The organism is Rossellomorea sp. GAMAL-10_SWC, from assembly GCF_049568075.1.
Taxonomy (GTDB): Bacteria; Bacillota; Bacilli; order Bacillales; family Bacillaceae_G; genus Gottfriedia.
The window spans coordinates 3,468,461-3,489,489 of record NZ_CP144911.1; the positions used below are offsets into that span (position 1 = coordinate 3,468,461).

Sequence of the window (21,029 nt, forward strand, 5' to 3'; positions counted from 1 at the left end):
GGTTTTCTTTTTAGAGCATGATAAAATCGATAATATTGACTTAAATTAAGGGAGGGATGAGGAATGACAAAAAACAATCCTTTTCCATATACAATAGATCATAAAAGATATCACTCTTGGAATTATCATTTAAGACAACAATTTGGCGAAAAAGTTTTTAAAGTTTCAATTGACGCTGGATTTGATTGTCCAAATAGAGATGGTACAGTTGCGTTTGGAGGTTGTACTTTTTGTAGCGCATCTGGTTCGGGCGACTTTGCAGGAGATCGAGCTGAAGATGTTGTAACTCAATTTCATAAAATAAAAGATAAAATGCATGAGAAATGGCAAAACGGAAAATACTTAGGCTATTTCCAAGCTTACACAAATACTCACGCACCAGTAGAAGTATTAAAACAAAAGTTCGAACCAATATTAGAGCAAGAAGGCGTTGTAGGTTTATCAATCGCAACAAGACCAGATTGTTTACCAGATGATGTTGTTGAATATCTTGCAGATTTAAATAAACGAACTTATTTATGGGTTGAATTAGGATTACAAACTGTTCACGAAAAAACTGCAAATATTATTAATCGTGCACACGATTATAAAACTTACGTAGAAGGCGTAGAAAAATTAAGAAAGCACAACATCCGTATTTGTTCACATATTATTAATGGGTTACCTCTTGAAACTCCAGAAATGATGATGGAAACAGCGATGGAGGTTGCTAAACTTGATATCCAAGGTATTAAAATTCACTTACTTCACCTACTAAAAGGTACTGCAATGATGAAGCAATATGAAAAAGGACTAGTTGAATTCATGGATTTTGACGCTTATATTAACTTAGTCGTTGATCAGCTTGAAATCATTCCAAGTGATGTAATCGTACATCGTATTACTGGAGACGGTCCACCTGACTTATTAATCGGACCAATGTGGAGCTTAAAAAAATGGGAAGTACTGAATGCAATTGATCGCGAGTTTGAACGTAGAAATAGCTGGCAAGGTAAATACGCAAATAATCGAGTACAATTAACATGATTCTAGATCGCATTTTACCGTACGCTAGAAAGCTTCTCCAATCAACTGTTAATGAAGGTGATCTTACCATTGATGCCACAATAGGTAATGGTCATGATACAGTATTTTTAGCAAAATTGGTTGGTGAAACTGGACATGTATACGGATTTGATATCCAAGAACTAGCAATTAAAAAGACGACTGAAAGATTAAATAATGAAAATTTAAGCAAACAAGTTACACTATTCCAAAGAAGTCATGCAGAAGTAAAAAAACTAATCCCAGCTTCATCACAAGAGAAATTAAAAGGTGCAATTTTTAATCTTGGTTATTTACCTGGTAGTGATAAATCAGTTGTAACTGTACCTGAGTCTACCATTTCAGCAATAGAACAAATACTTGAAATGATGGCACCAGAAGGAATTATCGTAGTTGTAATTTATCATGGTCATGAAGACGGAGAAATTGAAAAAGATGAATTAATGAACTTTGCTCAAAACATCCCTCAAGACTTGGCACATGTATTAATTTATCGATTTATTAATCAAACAAATAATCCTCCTTTTATATTAGCAATTGAAAAAAGGGCTTAAGAAAAACTGTCTAATTTAGACAGTTTTTTATTTTGACCCCAATTTCTCATATTGTTTGATTTCCTCAAAACCATTATAAACACATTAAAAATTTATTAAAAATTCGTTAATGGTAAATTTTTCTTGGGAAATTGGTAAAGATAAAAAAATCAAAAAAAGAAAGAAGGTTTTAAAATGAAAAAAGCTATTTTTGCAGGTGCAGTAGTTAGTCTTTTTACGCTAAGTACAATTACAGTAAATGCCGAAAACATCGCGGCAGCAAATTATTATGTCCATCCACATCATGATCACGATGTAACAACAGATGATGGTGAACATCATAGACATCATCACCACAAAGCAAATAAAATGTTAGAAAACCACAAAAAAGAAGTTGTTAAGTATATTTCTAATTACTTAAACCAACCTGAAGCTAATATAAATAAAGCTGTAGAGCAACATAAAATGGAAATGAAGAAATTAATATTTATCGCAGTTGTATCAAAGCTTTCAAATAAACCTTTGGAAAATATCATCGCTCAAAAAGGTAAAACAAACTCATTTAAAGAAATATTAGATAATAATAATATTAAACGTGAGCAATTTTTTGAAGAAATGAAAAGAGTTCACCGAGATATATTTACTCAAATTGAACCAACTAAAAATTAATTTAAATGAAACAGAGCGCCCGTTAAGTCATTGTACTTATTGGGCCTCTTTTTTTGTTTAAATTACTTATTTTGTAATGAAGTTTAGTAAACAGGATCAAGTTTTTTATTAAGAACATATCTCCTTTTGATAAAACATAAAATTTTTATATCTAGTAACTTTATCGACCTATAAAAATTCACAAAAAATTATTAATAATATCTAATTACGGCGTATTCATGGAATCAATTGAATATTATGTAAAGATATACCAATTTAGTTGATTTGTTTATACAAACCAATTCGTAGTTGATTGAGATAAACCAACTCTAGGGGCGTGAAGAGTTGACTACAAACCTAAACAATTTGAATAGAATACTTCGAAATGTTTTTCAGTTCATTTTACGGAATTCGAATTGGATATTATTATTAATTGGACTAATTGCATTCATCAATTACTGGTCAGTTTTTTACCTTGTTTCATTATATCGAGGATTTCATACAGAATCTTCACAAGTCAATCAGATGACCCTTTGGGTAATTTATGGGTATTTTTATGGATTCTTTGGGAGTATGATTTTAATTTATGTACACTCTTTCGTCCTAAAATATATGTTGTTTTTTCGAAAAATTAAAAGTGCCATTTCGTTTATACTCTTTCATTTTGCTTATTTTATTTCGCTTATTTTTTTAATTCTATTAAACTAAGTTTCTATTTAAATAGTTACAAATCTAATACTTAAGCTGGTTTTTAATTCAATTTTAGTTTATACTTAGATTAAATTTAATGCATTGTTCGGAGGAGCCTGTCACGATTGGGATAAGTATGTAATTTACTTCCCCTATCGTGGCAGGTTCTTTTTTTATGCGTTCAGACGGGAGATGAATTTATGCTTTATGTGCAACTTGCAATTATATTGATTGCCTCTAAATTTTTTGGGGATTTAAGTACAAAGCTTGGTCAGCCTGCAGTTTTAGGAAAGCTCTTAATAGGAATTATACTAGGGCCAGCTGTTCTTGGAATCATTACTGAAACAGAAACATTACATGAAATGAGCGAAATTGGTGTCATTTTACTTATGTTTATTGCAGGTTTAGAAACTGATCTTAATGAATTTAAACGAACTGGGAAAGCTTCTTCTTATGTAGGGGTACTCGGAATACTATTCCCATTATTCTCAGGTTATCTTTATGGAATCTCCATAGAATTAAGTCAATTTGAGGCCATTTTTTTAGGACTGATTCTTTCTGCAACTAGTGTAAGTATTTCGGTGGCTACATTAAAAGAAATGGGTAAACTTAAAACAAAAGATGGAGCAACAATTTTAGGAGCTGCCGTAATTGATGATATTGTTGTCATCATAGCATTAGCATTTGTTATGAGTTTCAGTGGTAGCGCCGTTAGTTTACCAATTCTATTATTTAAAAAGTTTATATTTTTTACATTTGCCATATTAATCGGTTGGAAGATTGTACCTTGGTTCCTAAAAAAGTTTATAAAGCTAAACGTTTCAGAAACATTAATCTCTGCTGCTTTAATCGTTTGCTTCTTATTCTCAGTCTTTGCAGACCAAACAGGTATTGCTGCAATAATCGGCGCTTATATCGCAGGAATTTCGATATCCGTTACTAAGTTTAAACAAGAGGTTTTTGAAAAGGTCGAAACGATTGCTTACTCTGTTTTTGTACCTGTGTTTTTCACTTTAATAGGAGTATCAGTTCAATTCACTGGGTTAAGTCATTCGATTCCGACTATTATTATCATAAGTATTATCGCCATCTTAACGAAGCTAATTGGTGGAGCATTAGGAGCAAAACTGGCTGGATTTCCAACTAAAAATTCACTCGGAATTGGTTCAGCAATGGTATCTCGTGGAGAAGTTGCATTGATTATGGCATCAACAGGTTTAGCAAATAATCTTTTAAGTAAGGAAATGTTTGCGATCCTTGTTATTGTGGTACTAATCACAACTATTGTAACTCCACCACTTATGAAATTATTTTTCACAGAAAAAAGTGAAGTTTTTAATGTAAATGTGTAAACACGAAAAAGGATAGTTTTATTTACTATCCTTTTTCGTATTTACCTGCCTATTCTTTTTTAAACTGATTCCCTGACTCTTCTATTACTCGACTTTAACTCTTTTAATTTAAAATATAACTTTGCATTGCCATAGAAAAAGAATGATGTTAAGCCACCGTTCTTAACAATCCCTCTTCTAATTCTTTTCATCTCATCTGGTCCTGCCATTTTTTTATCAGCCAAATAAATGCCTAGTAATCCCTGGCATATCATTCGATGAAAACGATAGTCTTTTAAATCTTTTAAGGCTTGATCACTTTTAGTTGAAAAATATTCAATCCTATTTAACATGACATCTTTAGACGGGTAATAACTGCAGAAATTTAAATCTCCGCCTTCTTCGTCTTCCTTTTGATCAATTACATAATCTAGTAGTATATGAAGTCCTTGTACATAAGGGAAATAACTCTTATAGACTTGTTCAAATAATTTTTCAGAAATCATTTCGTTAAATGAATAAGAAACTAAACAAAAAATCCCAAGTGTTGAACCTGCGCACGCAGAGAATTCATACCATTCTAAGTCAGAAAGTTCTGGTTGATATTTTTCAAACCAATTTGTTAATCTAGGCACTCGCTCTTCTTTTTTTACATGCTTATGTATTTGTAACTTACAATAATAATCAGCAAGTTGAACTAAGTACTCTTTAATTCCCTCATAATGCTTCGATTGATTTAAACTACTATGACACTTTGAAACTAGTGCACGTAAATATCCACCATCGTCTTGTTCTTCTCGGAAGCGATAATACATTTGATCGGATTTTTGGCATTTTACTGCATCAATCATTGACTCATGTAGTGCTTCAAAATCAACTGGATCAAGCGAGGTACTACGATCGCATAAATTATCTAAGTAATCACTAATTGTTTGATATGCAACGATAAATTCTATTACTGGTTTTAAACTCTTTTCAGAAAGTAATGCTAAAATTGCACCACCTTCACAATGGAATGTTTTTGTATCAATACTCATTAATGCTTGTTTTCTAAGTTCTGGATCTGGGATTGTCGTTGCAAAATTTCTCCAATAGTTCAATTCCTGATGCACTAAAGGAAAAACAGCTTTATAAACTTTCGGCATTAATTGGATCGGATTTTTAGGTAGTGACATTTTTTCACTCCTCCCTATTTTTCATTAATTACATATTGGTAAAATAAGTTATACTCATATTGAAGTAAATATTATGGAGGTGAACTATGTTGCCTTGTTGTTTAGACAATTTCAACTAAACAATCATCGTATTTTTTTTATATGCTTGGCAACGGTATAGTATGATATTACCATACAAAGGGAAGCAACCCAAAATCGAACCATCAGCTTTTATCGCTTCAACTGCAACTGTTACCGGTTCTGTCACAATTGGAGCAAATAGTAGTGTATTTTTTGGTGCAGTAATCCGTGGTGACGTTAATGATACAATCATTGGAAATGATGTAAATGTTCAAGATTTATCTGTTCTTCACCAAAGTCCAAAATGCCCTCTAATTTTAGAAGATGGCGTAACAATTGGACATAGTGTTATTTTACATAGTTGTACAGTTAAAAAGAATGCATTAGTTGGGATGGGTTCAATCGTTTTAGACGGTGCCGAAATCGGTGAAGGGGCAATGATTGGTGCAGGTAGCTTAGTTCCAGGAGGAAAAGTAATACCTCCTAACACATTAGCATTTGGTAGACCAGCTAAAGTAGTACGTGAATTAACAGAGGAAGACATCATTGATATGGATCGAATTCGTAGAGAATATATTGAAAAAGGACAATTCTATAAAAAGGTAGAAGAAGAAAATCAGGTAAAATAATTTGAGGTTTTATTTACATAAAAGTGTAAAAGAGAAGGACTGGATTTAAGCCTTCTCTTTTTGTTTTACTGATAAATTTAATAATTTCGGTCTATTCTAAATCTATTTTATGAGAATTTCATGTAATTACTTTTGTTTTGGCCCAGGTTATTTATGACTTGTGGTCCAATTTGCAGTTTTTACGGGTTTTATTTGCTGTTTTGACTTTTTTAATTGTAGATTTGATAGTTTTATTTGTAGTTTCAGCTTTTTTATTTGCACCTTCAAGGATTTATTTGCTGTTTTAGCCTTTTTATTTGCACCCTCACGTTTATTTCTTTATCCCGATTTTATTTGCACTCTCAGACAGATTTGACGATCCCAGCATGCCTTATTTATCCCCGCTCCAATCCGTTTAATAAAAATTTACATATCTAAATTATTCATTTACAAAAGCTTCTATTTAAATCCATAAACCCTTTTTATAATGAAGTTAAAAAGATCAGCATAATGGAGGATGAAAAATGAGCGCTATTCTTCAAAAGATACACACATATGAATGTCAACTGTTTTATCGCGTTAATTCATTGTTCCAGAAGCGTTACTTGAATTTTTTCTTTCGGAATATTACACATCTTGGCGGAGCTACTTTTACAATTGCATTAGCATTATTTTTATTACTTTATTCCAAAGGTGAATTGCATGAAGCATCAATCTTATGTTGTTGTACCCTTTCTCTTAGCCATATTCCTGTTCATTTTCTTAAACGTTTTTATCCACGTAAAAGACCTTATCTTAAACTAGAAGGTACGTTTGTTCTAAAAAATCCTTTAAAAGATCATTCCTTCCCTTCTGGTCATACAACGGCAATTATTTCTGTTGCACTTCCCATAATGATTTATATACCATTTACGTCATTTATTTTACTTCCTTTAGTTTTGTGCGTCTCTTTCTCTCGAATTTATCTTGGCTTACATTATCCATCAGATGTGTTTTTCGGAATATTACTTGGTATATTTACTACATTTATTTCACAGTTTTTTATCTATCATTTGTAAGGAGGAGAAGTTATGAGAGTCGCTATTTTTACAGACACCTATATTCCTCAAGTGAATGGTGTTGCCAAAACTTTAAATCGATTTACAAATTACTTAAAAGATCATGGCCATTCATACCATGTGTTTGCTCCTGAGGACTACGGTTTATCATCAACGCAAGATGTAACAAGATTAAAATCTGTACCATTTAAAATTTATCCTGAATGTAAAATTTCATTTCCAAACCTTTCTAAAATGAAAAAGACGCTTAAAGAATTTAATCCGGATATTGTTCATATCGCAACGCCATTTACGATTGGATTAAGTGGGCTCCATATTGCTAAAAAAATGAAAATTCCTTTAGTTGCTTCATACCATACAAATTTTGATCATTATCTTCAGTACTATAACTTAACATTCTTAGAAAATATTTTATGGAAGTATTTAGATTGGTTTCATAGACCTACTCAAAAAATATTTGTTCCTTCGAAGGATACATTCAATCATTTAGAGACAAAAGGTTTTAACAATCTCTCTATTTGGACCCATGGCGTTGACTGTTCGATCTTTTGTCCAACTTTGAATCATAATGAAATTAAACAAAAATATAATATTACTTCTAAATATACGGTTTGTTTTGTCGGAAGAATTGCACCTGAAAAGGATTTAGAAACCTTATCAAAAATAATAAACTACACTAAACAGCGTTTTAACAAAAATTTAACTTGGATAATCGTTGGAGATGGTCCAAAAAAAGAAGAAATGATTAAGAAAACTGGTACCAATCAAATTATTTATACAGGCTACCTTCAAAAAAAGGACTTAGTTGAGATATACGGAGTGTCAGATTTAATGGTCTTTCCTTCTGATACTGAAACATTTGGAAATGTAGTACTCGAAGCAATGGCGTGTGGAACACCAGTGATTGGTGCAAATGCAGGCGGAGTTAAAAATATAATTAGAGATTATTCAACTGGCGTCCTTTGTGAGCCACAAAATACCTCTTCATTTTGCCAAGCAATTGAGGATTGCTTACATGGAAACGAGATGTTAAAGCATATGTCAAAAAAAGCAAGAGATTATGCATTAACACAGGATTGGAATAGTATCTTTAATAAATTAGTACTGGAATTTGAACTAATTTTCACACCACAAACACCAATCCTCATATCTAAGAAGGCTTAGTAATTTTTCAGGCTTTTTATTTTCTGAATATTTTAAATAAAACAATAAAAAAACATGGTTGATCAGTAACTCCTCAATCATCAACTTATGTGAATAATGAATAATTCAAAAACAAACAATATATATTGAGTAGTTACACTAGCGACTATTATACAGTCGCTTTTACTTTTCGTACGTACTTTTTTACTTTGTAAAATTAGGAGGACAATAGATGAATATTTCATCGTCAAATAATTTTCAACTTTATGGATTCAATAATTTAACGAAATCTTTAAGTTTCAATATGTATGATATTTGCTTTACCAAAACGAAAGAAGAACGTGAAGCATATATTCAGTACATCGATGAACAATATAACGCTGACCGTTTAACAAAAATTTTAACTGAAGTTACACATATAATCGGAGCCCACATTTTAAATGTTGCAAAACAAGATTATGATCCTCAAGGAGCAAGTGTTACGATTCTCGTTTCAGAAGGTCCGGTTGATAATCCTTCATCTGAAACTTTTTCCGAATCACCTGGCCCATTACCGGAGTTAGTAGTAGCAGCTTTAGATAAAAGTCATATTACTGTTCATACCTACCCAGAATATCATCCGGATGATGGAATTAGTACGTTCAGAGCAGATATTGATGTATCTACTTGTGGAGAAATTTCTCCTTTAAAAGCTTTAAACTATTTAATACACCAATTTGATGCCGATATTATGACAATTGATTATCGTGTTCGAGGATTTACTCGTGATGTTAGCGGTTATAAATTATTTATTGATCATGATATAAACTCAATCCAAAATTACATTCCTCAAAAAATAAAGGACATGTATCAAATGATTGATGTGAATGTGTTCCAAGAAAATATTTTCCACACGAAATGTAAGTTGAAACAATTTAATTTAGATAATTATCTTTTTGGCTACACAAAAGAAAAATTAGACGAGGATGAAATTTCACAAATAGAAGAAAAAGTGAAGTATGAGATGGATGAAATTTTTTACGGTAAAAATTTATGGAATGGTCCTGATGTGGAGGATATTGATGGATGATGGATCACAGTAAAACACCGCTTTTAACTGAATTAGTCCGTTATGCTAAGGAAGATATAACAAGCTTTGATGTACCCGGGCATAAAAGAGGTAATTCACTGGAAGAATTAAGAGAGCTTTGGAGTGATATGGCTCTTAAAATGGATGTCAATTCTTCAAAGCGTGTTGATAACTTATCGCATCCAACAGGTGTAATCCAAGAAGCCGAAACTTTATTAGCAGATGCCTTTCATTCAGATAACGCTTATATGTTAGTAAATGGTTCGACTTCTGGAGTTCAATATATGATTATGAGCGCCCTTGAACATGGAGATAAAATTCTCCTACCAAGGAATGTACACAAATCCGCAATAAATGCATTAATCTTAGCAGGTGCTAAACCAGTATTTATTGAACCAGAAATCGATTATGAGTATGGAATTGTAAATGGCGTTTCAGTAAAATCTGTTCTTCATGCTCTAGATTTAAATTCTGATGTTAAAGCCATCCTGATTATAAATCCTACCTATTTTGGAGCAACTTCAGATTTAAAACAAATTATCGACATCGGTCATTCCAGAGGGATTCCTGTTTTAGTAGACCAAGCACATGGTGCTCACTTTTCGTTTCACCCTGATTTACCAACTAATGCTGCCCTTCTTGGTGCTGACCTTGTTACCCTTAGTTTGCATAAAACTGGTGGTGCTTTAACACAAGCATCAGTTCTACTACATAATGATGGGATCATTACAAAAAATAGGGTTAGATCTACAATAAATTTATTTCAAACAACATCTGCTTCCTATTTACTTATGTGTTCAATCGATGTTGCAAGAAAGAAATTAGTTTTAGAAGGTCAAGAGCGTTTTGAAAAATTACTCAATTTAACAAGAAAAGCTAAAGAAGAAATTAACTCCATAAAAGGATTAAAATGTATTACACAAGATTCATATCGAAATGGAGTCGGGGTATTCGATTACGATGAGTTAAAATTTGTTGTGAAAGTTTCAGATTTAGGAATGTCAGGTTTTAAAGTATATGACATGCTTGCAGAGGAATATAAAATTCAAATCGAACTTGCCGAACCTAATGTCATTTTAGCAATTATCTCGCTAGGTGATAATGAAGACACCATTCGAACCTTAATTGATGCATTAAGAGATATTAGTGACCGATATTACGGTAAACTTCCGAAACTTGAAACAGATATAAGCGTTGCATTAAAAAATCCTAAAATGGTCATGACTCCTAGAGAAGCCTACTATCATCCTAAACGTATTATTTCAATTCATGATGCTAGTGGATTAATTAGTGGTGAATCAATCATGATTTACCCTCCTGGTATCCCTCTTTGTATACCTGGTGAACTAATTTCAACCGAATTGATTCAGCATTATCTTTATTTAAAATCAGAAGGAACGATCACAATCAACGATGATGATGATCCTTATATAATAAAGGTCGTCGATCGAAGTTTGGAGGAAAATTTAATGGATTTATGGTATACAGAGAATCACCAAGAGGATACGAAGTTCTCCATAAAGGTTCAAGAACATATTCATTCTGAAAAAAGTGAATTTCAACAAATTGATTTCTTTAGAAGTGAAACATTTGGAACATTCTTTACTCTAGATGGTTATATGATGGTGACTGAAAAGGATGAATTTATCTACCATGATATGATTACGCATGTATCAATGGCCGTGAATCCAAACATTAAAAAAGTACTAATTATCGGTGGTGGCGACGGTGGTACCGCTCGTGAAGTACTACGATACCCAGGTGTGGAAGTTGTTGATATGGTAGAAATTGATGAGCGAGTAGTAAGGCTATGCCAACAATACTTACCTTTAACTGCTTCAAAATTAGATCAAGATAAAAGATTAACCTTATATTTCGAAGATGGCCTAAAGTTCGTACAAGAAGCTGATGAAGGTTATTACGATCTGATTTTGGTAGATTCAACTGATCCTATTGGACCTGGTGAGGGGCTTTTTACAGTTGCTTTCTATAACAATTGCAAACGGGTATTAAGTGAAGAAGGTATACTAATTAACCAGCATGAAAGTCCATATTACGCTAGTTACGCGCACGAAATGAAACGTGCACATTCCAAAATTAAAGAAACATTTCCGATTTCAAAAGTCTATCAATTCCATATGCCAACTTATCCATCTGGACATTGGTTATTCGGATTTGCTTCAAAAAAATACGATCCAATTAAAGACATTAAAGCTGATGAATGGAATAAGCTAGGGATTGAAACAAAATATTATAATACAGATCTACATGTTGGGTGCTTTATGCTTCCTACTTATGTAAAAAAACAATTAGATAATGAAGAGTAAGTCTAAAAAACATATTTTATGTACTTTGTCTACAAACAAAAACCAGCAAATTGCTGGTTTTTTAATTGCAATAAAAAAACTGCCCCAAATTACTTTAGGGACAGCTACATTTTATTATAGTACTTCATCATCCTTCGTTCCATTTAAAGTGAAACTTGCTGTAATGTTAGCGTTTAAAGAATGAGCTACTGAGCAATATTTATCCTTTGATAATTTGATCGCTTTTCGAACTTTTTCTGTATCTAATTCTCCACCTAATATATAATGCAAGTGAATGTCAGTAAAACGCTTAGGATGCTCCTCAGCTCGCTCACCATTTACTTCAATTTCGAATGAAGTTAACTTTAATCTCATTTTTTCTAGGATTAATACGATATCAATCGCTGTACATCCTGCGACTGCATTAATTAATAGTTCAACTGGTGTAGGTGCACTATTGTCTCCACCTAAAGACTCGGCAGTATCCATTTTTATCTCATGGCCAGATGGTGCAATTCCTGAAAAGGCTAACTTGCCATCCCATTTAATACTTGTTTTCATTTCCTATTTCCCCTCCAATAATTAGATCATTTCATCTATTATTTTTTCATTTCTACTACTAAATAATGTGAAAAATCTTTTGATTTTATTTTAATATCTTCTTCAATTATTTTTGCAGCATCACTAGCTTCCATTAGTTCTCCATTCACGATGGCATTTCCTTCTAATAAGACTAAATACGCTTGGCGATCCTTTTTCATTTCAAAAGTAATTTCTTCATTTTCATTTAATGCAAGCGAGTAAATATTTGCATCTTGGTGAATTTTAATTGGAGCACTTCCTTCAACAGGAGATACCATATGATACCATTTTCCTTCTCTCTCTTCCCAATCTGATATTAAGTCTCCGTAATTTGGAGTATGACCTGCCTTGTCAGGAATAATCCATAATTGGATTAATCTTAATAAATCCCTGCCCATATTGTGTTCACTGTGATACACACCCGTTCCTGCACTCATGTACTGAATATCACCACGTCCAATTTCATGTTTATTCCCCATACTATCAGCGTGAGTTAAATTCCCATTAATGACATATGTTATGATTTCCATATCACTATGTGGATGAGTACCGAATCCTCTGTGCGCTTTAATTAAATCATCGTTTAATACTCTTAATACACCAAAGTTCATATTACTTGGATCATAATAATTTGCAAATGAAAAATGATGAATTGTTTTTAACCAACCGTGATCAGCGTGACCTAATTGTTTACTATTGATTTTTTCGAACATAGTTTATCGCTCCTTTTATTTTTATCTTTAATTCGAGATATTAACTAAAGAATATCCTATCTACATATCTTATTAATCCACTTGTTAATTACGATGATTTCTAGATAATATTACTGAGCTCTTAACTATATTGTATCAAAAAATATCTTTAATTCAAGATATTTTTTTGTAGAAAGTTCATTTAAACTTTCTATCCAACAACTTTAAATATAAAAATCCATATGTGGTTTTGCTTGCTTATAATATTCAATCCGATCTTTCAGTGTACCTGTATGAAATTCGAATTTATGTCCATCTGGATCAGTAAAATAAATTGAATTTTTATCCCGTTTATCTCTTTCGCGTCCATTTAATATATTCACCTTAAGTTGAACTAATTTATCATACATTTTTTCAAAGGAGTCTTCGTCAATTGTAAAGGCCAAATGGGTATATGAATAATGAATTTCATTTCTAGGAATAGCTTTCTCTTCATTTAATGCAAGCCATATTCCATTCAAATCAAAATAGGCTGTTGTTCTGCCTTTTACTAAGAGAGTTGCATCAAATACGTTTCTATAGAAGTCGATTGCTAAATCCAGATTAGATACTGAAAACAACAAATGATTGATTCCTTTAATCTCCATTTTTACTCCCTCATTTCATTGTTATTTATTAATTTTACTAAAACCTCCATCAAACCATTTCCCATGACCTTCTGTTTCACTAATTACTTTTTCATGCTTTATCCCATCAATATAATAGTCAAGATGTAGCATTCGATCCCAAACATTTTTAGTAAACTGTCTTTTCCCTTTACCAGTGTAAAGTACATAAATCATGAATCTCTTCGTCTTCTGCAATTTTTATTGATAAATATTCATATAATCTACTAGATTTTTCACATTCATTTTTTGCAAATTGCGTAAAACGTTCCTTCAGCTGAATATTCATATTAATCATCCTTAATATTTTTATTTTTCAAACTTCTATTTACAAAATTTTACCATTCGTTATAATTTCTTTATTGTACTACTCTACTCTTTAAATCTTAAATAAAAACTTTGGAGTGATTAATTGATGTCCAGACCAAATTCAAACGAATATAATCCACACTTTAAAGGTTATATTGAGCTAGTTCCTGAAGGTGACTTACAAACTATTTTGAAGAAGCAATTAGAGGAATCAATCAGTTTTTTTAAAGCAATCACTATAGAAAAATCCGAATATCGATATGCGGAAGGGAAATGGAGTATTAAGGAAGTTCTAGGACATTTAGTAGATACTGAAAGAATAATGTGCTATCGTCTTTTGGCAATTGCAAGAGGGGATCACAATCCATTACCGTCTTTTGATGAGAATGCCTATAATGAAAATGCAAATTTTAATCGACTTGAGCTAGAGAAAATTATTTATGAATATCAAACAGTTCGTCAGTCGACTTTATCTATGCTAGAAAACTTATCTAATGAAACATTAGAAAATGAGGGAAATGTTCTAAATCACCCGACGACACCTCGTGCTATTGCTTATATTATTGCAGGCCATGAGTTACATCATTTAAAAATCATTAATGAACGATATTTTTAAAATAGAAAGAGCAGGAAAATCCTTTTCCTGCTCTTCTTTGTAAGATTAAACAAATCTACTCTGTAATCGATTTACTTCTGCGATTACTTTTTCTTCATCAATTGTTAAGCTAATACGGTCTTTTACGATTGCTTTCCCATCAATGAATACATCACATACATCGCTACCACGTGCAGCGTATAGTAAGTGTGAATAGGCATTACTTAATGGTTGTAAATGCTCTTTATCAAATGGATAAATTGTAATAAAGTCTGCCTTTTTATTAGCTTCAAGTGAGCCAGTATGTCCCATTCCTATCGCTTCCGCGCCACCTCGAGTAGCCAAGGTTAATGCAGTTTGTGCTGAGAATTTCGTAGCATCTTTATACATTCCTTTTTGTAGCAGTGCAGCTATTCTCACTTCTTCAAACATGTCAAGATTGTTATTAGATGCTGTGCTATCCGTAGCTATACCTACTTTTACTCCAGCGTCTAATAAACTAACCACATCAGCAACCCCAGAACCTAACTTTAAATTACTAATTGGATTATGAGCAACTCGTACATCATATTCCTTTAGGATCGCTCTTTCTTCATCATTTAGCACTACACCGTGAGCCATTACTGTCGGCTGATTAAATACACCTAATTGACGAAGATGTTCCACAGGTCGGTTTGAATAACGAGTTTCAATATCTTGAATTTCATAATCTGTTTCAGATACATGAATGTGCATCATTAAATCATTTTCTTTTGCGATACGTGCACTTTCAATTAGAGCTTCTGGTGTACATGCATATGGGCTATGAGGTGCAACCATCGTTGTTAGACGGCCATCAGCAAACCTTTTGTAGTCTTTTGAAAATTGCTCAGCACCTTTAAGATTCAATCTTTGCTCTTCTTCTGTACCAAAGCTAAATATTGAATATGAAAATGCTCCTCTAATGCCAGTTTCACCAATTGTCTCCATGACACTGTTTGGATCGATTCCATTAGGGTTAAACATATCTGAGAATGCTGTAGTTCCCGATTTAACCATTTCTAAAATACCAAGCTGTGCACTTACAGAAGCAATTTCCGTTGTATATTGTCTTTCGATTGGCCATATTTTAGTTTCTAACCAAGGCTTTAGCAGCATATCATCTCCAATACCACGTAAAAGCGTCATAAGAATATGAGAATGTGTATTTACAAGTCCTGGCATTACCCATTTCCCTTGAAGATTAATTATTTGATCCGCATCCTTTTTGAACTCTTCAGAATGATTTCCGACATAAGTAATGAATTGATCTTGAACGATCATCATACCGTTTTCAAAGATTTTATTTTCTTGATCCATTGTAAAAAATGTTGCATTTATATAGACTGTTTTCATTATTTTTTCCTCCCTAGTCACTTTCATAATTGTGTGAAAATAAAAAAAATCCTGATTACGAAGAAAGATGTAAATAAAATTACATTCTTTTTCGTAATCAGGATTTTACGGTTCCTGGTAGAGACCCTCATACCATATCAATGAGGTTATACATTTTTGTATGTTGTTATATTAAAACATAATATACGATTGGTAAGTAATGTTCAAGGATTTCTATAATTTAACAAAAACTAATCGGGATTCCTACCTTTCAATATACACTCTATTCTAATTTCCCAAGTATTCTTATAATCTTATGCATTGAGTAGTCTAAATCAAGCAAGTCTTCCTCATCAAGCTGACCGATCCGTTCACAAAAAATATGATAAAAATCTTCCCATCGTTTTGTGACAACTTTTTTACCTTTTTCAGTAAGGATAATTTTTACACTTCGTTTATCATTCGGATCTTGAATTTTAGAAACATATTCTTTTTCTTCTAATTTCATAATTAATGGAGTCATTTGCTGTTTAGAAATGCTTATATTTTGAGCTAGCTCTGTAATTGAAATTCCATCTACTGTTTGAAACAATTCTTCTAGTATATGACTTTGCAAATGAGTTAGCTCGGATTGCTTAATCTTTAAAGTATTTTTAGAGCTTTGCTTGTTAAACTTATTAAAAACTAAAGGTAGTAGTTGGATAAACTTCTCTGCGATTTGATTTGGATTTGAATTCATTTTATTACAAACCTTTCTAGGAAAAATTTCTAAATTGACATATAGTAAATAAAAGTTTATTATTTACCCGAGATATAATTCGATAATATCATAAATCAATAAATTAAGCTAAATTAAAAAGTAAATAATTATTTACTACTTAACTAAAGGAGTGGTGTAGATGAATTCAACTGGATTAACTTTTAGTGTCTATCCTCTTAGCGTAGCTGGTACACCTATAGGATTAGCTACTGGTCCTGATGATAATTATGAAAAAATAGCTACTGCACTTAAAGAGCTAAAAGGCAATACTAATCAGCTTTTACCAAGAATGTATGCAGTCTATATGGGACCAGAAACAGAAGAAAAAGTATTTAACGCTCTAAATCGATATAAAAAAGCAGGTTTATTAGGTGATTTAACAATTGGCTGCCTCATGGATCCAAGTCTATCTCTAGATTATTGGTTAGATTTTGTTCGTAAAGTAATTAAAGAGTATGGCACCTTCCTTGATTCAATTCAAATCACGAATGAACCTAATTTATCATTTATGGATGGCTCCAAACCATATGTATTAGAAGCGCTTGTACAAGGCGTTCTAACTGTAAAAGTAGAAATTGAAAAAAGCAATTTACCTATTAAAGTTGGATTTGGCTCAGTTCCTGAGGGAGAAAAGACAGTTCCACATTTTTGGGAAAATTTAATAAAAATTGGTGGGGACGAATTCATTCAATCAATTGATTATGTAGGTCATAATTTTTATGTTATGTATTTGAGGAACCATTAAAAATTGAGGAAGTTGCTGTTTCAGTAGAAAACATACTACGTAAATTTCGAGAAATATTGGATAGTAATGGTTTCCCGTCAACTCTTCCAATCCACATTACAGAGAATGGATGGCCTACCGGCAAAAATCCACTTATACAAATCGAAAGGTCATATGAGCAACAATCAATCGTACTTGAGGTAATTATTCGAACAGTCTATTCACTGCGTCAGGAATTAAATATTACTCATTATGAATTTTTTTGGTTTAAGGGATGCTGATAGTTCAAAAGACGACCTATTTCATCAATTTGGTATTATGAAGGATGATTATACGATTAAGCCTGCTTATCTCACCTTTAAAAAATTAATAAATGAATTAAGCAAGTAAAATCAATTACTTCTAAAAATTAGAATGAAGTTAGTCAATTCGTTAAGACTAAAACAACGAGAGTTTCACTTACTCTCTACTATATATATGGAGGTAATGAAATTGAGCAAAAAAAATAACCCCATCAGAAATGAAGAGCAAATGAAAATACAAGCAGACCTTAATAATCTTGATCCAGGCCATTCTGTGGATGAGCACCGTAAAATTGAAACAGCCAATATAATGTTAGCTGGAGAAGAAATCAGACAGCAAAATGAAAATCTATAAAAGAAATCCCTCAAAAAGTCATTTTGAGGGATTTCTTTGTGTAAATAAAAAGTTAGCTTATTTTTTGAGACGCAGGTAATAAGCACCGTATATAGAGGTGAAGCACCGAAGAAAGCAAGCGTTTGTCAACAGTCTGAAATCCCTCGAATGTTAATAACGACATTCCCCTTCTTATGCCCTTTTTCTACGTAACGATGTGCTTCAACAATTTGTTCAAGCGGGTACTGTCGATCAATAACAGCTTTTAATTTATCCGCTTCAATAAGTGCTTTTATATAGTTTAAATCTTCATAGTTCATATTCGCTACACCAAGTATGGTTTTTTTATTACTAATTACATTACTCCATATAGCTTGAAAATAAACTGAAAGCTTCCATACTGCACTTAATAAATAGACCCCGTCCTTGTTAAGCAATCTTTTACAATTAGGAAAGGAGCTTTTACCTACCGTATCAAAAATAATGTCATAAGTTTTCTTACTCTTAGCAAAATCTTCATTTGTATAATCAATTACTTTATTTGCCCCTAAAGCCCTTACCAATTCTAAATTTGATGTACTACATAATGCGGTAACTTCTGTACCAAAATATTTAGCTAACTGAATTGCATATGTTCCAACACTTCCTGAAGCACCATAAATAAGTACTTTTTGTCCATTTTGAATAATACTTCTCCTTAGAAAGTGTAATGCAGTAAGCGCCCCAACAGGTACAGCTGCAGCTTGCTCAAAGGACATATTTATTGGTTTTTTAGCTAGAACACCTTCTTCATGTAAAGAGATATATTCAGCATTAGCTCCAAAAGTAAATCCACTATATCCAAAAACTTGATCACCTGTTTTAAAATTTCTTACGTTTTTGCCAACTGTGACTATTTCTCCTGCAAGCTCACAACCTGGTATTTGATTTTTCGGCTTAGTGAGGCCAAACATAAGTCGTGAAGGTAGCCAATACATAAAAGGAAAATCGGAGCTTCGAAGTTTTACATCTCCTGCGGTTACAGTTGTTGCGTGTATTTTAATTAATACCTCATCATCTTTTATTTTTGGTTTTTCAACTTCTGTTGTTTGAAGAACTTCTGGTGGACCATATTTTGTACATATAATCGCTTTCATTGGTTCCTCCATTACAAACTTTAATTGAGTCATTTAAACCTATGAAAAATGATTTTTAAGTATACCTCTATGTAGAATAAAACAGTGTGAATCTAACTAAACAAAAAAGACTGAATATAGCATATGCCATATTCAGCCTTAATCATTTATTATAGACCTGCTTCAGTTTTTAAAACTTCTGCTTTATCAGTACGCTCCCAAGGAAGATCGATATCTGTACGGCCAAAGTGACCATAAGCAGCAGTTTGTTTGTAAATTGGACGACGTAGGTCAAGCATTTTAATAATTCCAGCTGGACGTAGGTCGAAGTTGTTGCGAATTACTTCAACTAATTTTTCTTCTGAAACTTTACCTGTACCAAAAGTATCAATAGCGATTGAAACTGGTTTAGCTACACCAATTGCATATGCTAATTGAACTTCAGCTTTATCAGCTAAGCCAGCAGCCACGATGTTTTTCGCAACGTAACGTGCAGCGTAAGCAGCGGAACGGTCAACTTTAGTTGCATCTTTACCAGAGAATGCGCCACCACCGTGACGAGCATATCCACCGTAAGTATCAACAATAATTTTACGACCTGTTAAACCAGCATCCCCTTGAGGTCCACCGATTACGAAACGACCTGTTGGGTTGATAAAGAATTTTGTGTTTTCATCAATTAACTCAGCTGGTACAACTGGTTTAATTACAAGTTCTTTAATATCATTTTCAATTTGAGCTTGAGTAGCTTCTGGACCATGTTGTGTTGATACAACAATTGCATCAATACGAACTGGTTTGTTGTTTTCATCATACTCAACTGTTACTTGAGTTTTACCGTCTGGACGTAAGTAAGAAACTGTTTCATTTTTTCTAACTTCAGTTAAACGGCGAGCAATTTTGTGAGATAATGAAATTGGAAGTGGCATTAATTCAGGTGTTTCATTTACAGCAAAACCGAACATTAAACCTTGGTCTCCTGCACCGATTGCTTCAATTTCTTCATCTGTCATGCTACCTTCACGAGCTTCTAAAGCTTGGTCTACACCTAGAGCGATATCTGCTGATTGCTCATCGATAGAAGTTAAAACTGCACATGTATCTGCATCAAATCCGTATTTTGCACGGTCATAACCGATTTCACGGATTGTTTCGCGAACGATTTTTGGGATATCTACATAAGTAGAAGTTGTAATTTCACCTGCAACAAGTACTAAACCTGTTGTAACTGAAGTTTCCGCTGCTACACGAGCATTCGGATCATTTGCTAAAATTGCATCAAGAATTGAATCTGAGATTTGGTCACAGATTTTATCTGGATGTCCTTCTGTAACTGATTCTGAAGTAAATAAACGACGTTGTGACATTGAGTCCCCTCCTAAATTGAATGTGACGGATCTCTTTTTTCTCAACATAAGAATAAAAAGTTTGTTCCTATTCCTATGTTTCCCATTTAAGATAAAGATAACTCAGTGTAAATTACGAAATTGCCACTGTATTTAAGTTTTGAGCAAAAAAAAAGCCTTCCTCTTATCAAATATTACATGAGGAAAGGGTTCTTGGTTATTTACCTTTCGCTCTTATCGTCCAAGACATAAAAAAAGTCTTGCATCAGGTTCAGCACCTTTCACTAAAAGTGAGGTTGCTGGGCTTCGTAGGGCCTGTATCCCTCCACCTACTCGGGATAAGAGAGTATCCGTATGAAAAGTATCATATTAAAATTTCACTTTCTTGTCAACAATTTTCATCATAACTTAAACATAATTCTACAATAACTTTATCTCTACATTCATTTCTATTTAATGGGAAATTACTAATTATTATACTTACATTTAATAAACTACTTCATTAAATAAGTAAATTTTACTCAAATTTATTTTTTAATCAAATTCATAACACATTTTGCCAACTAATAGTATACACTATTAAAATA

General features: G+C 32.7%; 21 protein-coding genes, 1 pseudogene and 2 riboswitches. Of the genes and pseudogenes, 12 read left to right on the forward strand and 10 right to left on the reverse strand.

The genetic code is table 11. The annotated features are described in order from the left end of the window. The first annotated feature begins 63 nt into the window (after window positions 1–63). The 4 genes from mnmL to V5E38_RS17160 all read left to right on the forward strand — a co-directional run bounded on the left by mnmL (window position 64) and on the right by V5E38_RS17160 (window position 4,267). The gene (gene mnmL, locus V5E38_RS17145; protein ID WP_248268038.1) at window positions 64–1,026 is read left to right on the forward strand and encodes a tRNA modification radical SAM protein MnmL/YtqA; all 963 of its coding nucleotides are present in this window, start codon (window positions 64–66) and stop codon (window positions 1,024–1,026) included. Then, window positions 1,023–1,598, forward strand: coding sequence for a class I SAM-dependent methyltransferase (gene mnmM, locus V5E38_RS17150; RefSeq protein ID WP_499210884.1), 576 nt, complete (start codon window positions 1,023–1,025; stop codon window positions 1,596–1,598). The genes mnmL and mnmM overlap by 4 nt, the downstream gene beginning before the upstream one ends. Window positions 1,599–1,772: 174 nt before the next feature. Beyond that, on the forward strand, window positions 1,773–2,246 hold the full coding sequence (locus tag V5E38_RS17155) for a hypothetical protein (RefSeq protein ID WP_097979225.1): 474 nt from the start codon (window positions 1,773–1,775) through the stop codon (window positions 2,244–2,246). Window positions 2,247–3,115: 869 nt separating this feature from the next. Beyond that, entirely contained in the window at window positions 3,116–4,267 is a 1,152-nt protein-coding gene (locus tag V5E38_RS17160) for a cation:proton antiporter (protein ID WP_499210885.1), read from the forward strand. 59 nt (window positions 4,268–4,326) lie between these two features. Here V5E38_RS17160 and tbcS read toward each other — a convergent pair whose 3' ends face one another. Then, the gene (gene tbcS / locus V5E38_RS17165) at window positions 4,327–5,421 is read right to left on the reverse strand and encodes a tetraprenyl-beta-curcumene synthase family protein (protein WP_499210886.1); all 1,095 of its coding nucleotides are present in this window, start codon (window positions 5,419–5,421) and stop codon (window positions 4,327–4,329) included. Window positions 5,422–5,582: 161 nt separating this feature from the next. Between tbcS and V5E38_RS17170 the strand changes: the two genes are divergently transcribed. From V5E38_RS17170 to speE, 5 genes are all read left to right on the forward strand, one after another. Beyond that, entirely contained in the window at window positions 5,583–6,110 is a 528-nt protein-coding gene (locus V5E38_RS17170) for a gamma carbonic anhydrase (RefSeq protein WP_097979228.1), read from the forward strand. Between the two features lie 503 nt (window positions 6,111–6,613). Beyond that, window positions 6,614–7,147 carry a phosphatase PAP2 family protein gene (locus V5E38_RS17175; RefSeq protein ID WP_499210887.1) on the forward strand — a complete coding sequence of 178 codons (534 nt, stop codon included), beginning with the start codon at window positions 6,614–6,616 and terminating at the stop codon, window positions 7,145–7,147. Window positions 7,148–7,159: 12 nt separating this feature from the next. After that, entirely contained in the window at window positions 7,160–8,311 is a 1,152-nt protein-coding gene (locus tag V5E38_RS17180) for a glycosyltransferase family 4 protein (RefSeq protein WP_499210888.1), read from the forward strand. Window positions 8,312–8,522: 211 nt separating this feature from the next. Continuing rightward, window positions 8,523–9,359, forward strand: a complete 837-nt coding sequence (speD, locus tag V5E38_RS17185) for an adenosylmethionine decarboxylase (protein WP_097979231.1) — start codon at window positions 8,523–8,525, stop codon at window positions 9,357–9,359. Then, the gene (gene speE / locus V5E38_RS17190; protein ID WP_499210889.1) at window positions 9,356–11,686 is read left to right on the forward strand and encodes a polyamine aminopropyltransferase; all 2,331 of its coding nucleotides are present in this window, start codon (window positions 9,356–9,358) and stop codon (window positions 11,684–11,686) included. The genes speD and speE overlap by 4 nt, the downstream gene beginning before the upstream one ends. 114 nt (window positions 11,687–11,800) lie before the next feature. On the opposite strand, the gene V5E38_RS17195 is transcribed toward speE, so the two are convergent. The 5 genes and pseudogenes from V5E38_RS17195 to V5E38_RS17215 all read right to left on the reverse strand — a co-directional run bounded on the left by V5E38_RS17195 (window position 11,801) and on the right by V5E38_RS17215 (window position 13,893). Then, window positions 11,801–12,226, reverse strand: coding sequence for an OsmC family protein (locus V5E38_RS17195; RefSeq protein ID WP_097979296.1), 426 nt, complete (start codon window positions 12,224–12,226; stop codon window positions 11,801–11,803). 38 nt (window positions 12,227–12,264) lie between these two features. Next, entirely contained in the window at window positions 12,265–12,960 is a 696-nt protein-coding gene (locus tag V5E38_RS17200; RefSeq protein WP_097979297.1) for a pirin family protein, read from the reverse strand. Between the two features lie 203 nt (window positions 12,961–13,163). Next, a complete protein-coding gene (gene fosB, locus V5E38_RS17205) occupies window positions 13,164–13,586 on the reverse strand; it encodes a metallothiol transferase FosB (protein WP_499210890.1) in 423 nt (140 codons plus the stop codon). Between the two features lie 21 nt (window positions 13,587–13,607). Continuing rightward, window positions 13,608–13,733: pseudogene (locus tag V5E38_RS17210) on the reverse strand (DUF2332 domain-containing protein); the annotation flags it as partial. Between the two features lie 22 nt (window positions 13,734–13,755). After that, window positions 13,756–13,893, reverse strand: a complete 138-nt coding sequence (locus V5E38_RS17215) for a hypothetical protein (RefSeq protein WP_499210891.1) — start codon at window positions 13,891–13,893, stop codon at window positions 13,756–13,758. Between the two features lie 126 nt (window positions 13,894–14,019). On the opposite strand from V5E38_RS17215, the gene V5E38_RS17220 reads away from it, so the two are divergent. Continuing rightward, window positions 14,020–14,529, forward strand: a complete 510-nt coding sequence (locus tag V5E38_RS17220) for a DinB family protein (protein WP_499210892.1) — start codon at window positions 14,020–14,022, stop codon at window positions 14,527–14,529. A 45-nt stretch (window positions 14,530–14,574) separates the two neighbouring features. On the opposite strand, the gene V5E38_RS17225 is transcribed toward V5E38_RS17220, so the two are convergent. Together V5E38_RS17225 and V5E38_RS17230 are read right to left on the reverse strand one after the other, a co-directional pair. After that, complete coding sequence (locus V5E38_RS17225; RefSeq protein WP_499210893.1) at window positions 14,575–15,882, reverse strand: amidohydrolase family protein; 1,308 nt, start codon at window positions 15,880–15,882, stop codon at window positions 14,575–14,577. A gap of 74 nt (window positions 15,883–15,956) precedes the next feature. Beyond that, a riboswitch (purine riboswitch) is annotated at window positions 15,957–16,056 on the reverse strand. 88 nt (window positions 16,057–16,144) lie between these two features. Then, a complete protein-coding gene (locus V5E38_RS17230; protein ID WP_499210894.1) occupies window positions 16,145–16,600 on the reverse strand; it encodes a MarR family winged helix-turn-helix transcriptional regulator in 456 nt (151 codons plus the stop codon). 160 nt (window positions 16,601–16,760) lie between these two features. Here V5E38_RS17230 and V5E38_RS17235 point away from each other — a divergent pair, with 160 nt between their 5' ends. Continuing rightward, a complete protein-coding gene (locus tag V5E38_RS17235) occupies window positions 16,761–17,366 on the forward strand; it encodes a hypothetical protein (protein WP_499210895.1) in 606 nt (201 codons plus the stop codon). Window positions 17,367–17,837: 471 nt separating this feature from the next. Beyond that, window positions 17,838–18,002: a hypothetical protein gene (locus V5E38_RS17240; protein WP_176522696.1), complete on the forward strand. Its 165-nt coding sequence runs from the start codon at window positions 17,838–17,840 to the stop codon at window positions 18,000–18,002. A 125-nt stretch (window positions 18,003–18,127) separates the two neighbouring features. On the opposite strand, the gene V5E38_RS17245 is transcribed toward V5E38_RS17240, so the two are convergent. Further along, window positions 18,128–19,117, reverse strand: coding sequence for an NAD(P)-dependent alcohol dehydrogenase (locus V5E38_RS17245; protein WP_499210896.1), 990 nt, complete (start codon window positions 19,115–19,117; stop codon window positions 18,128–18,130). Window positions 19,118–19,266: 149 nt separating this feature from the next. Continuing rightward, window positions 19,267–20,463 (reverse strand): methionine adenosyltransferase, encoded by a 1,197-nt coding sequence (metK, locus tag V5E38_RS17250; RefSeq protein ID WP_056473295.1) that lies wholly within the window; start codon window positions 20,461–20,463, stop codon window positions 19,267–19,269. A gap of 210 nt (window positions 20,464–20,673) precedes the next feature. Next, a riboswitch (SAM riboswitch) is annotated at window positions 20,674–20,787 on the reverse strand. Between the last annotated feature and the right edge of the window lie 242 nt (window positions 20,788–21,029).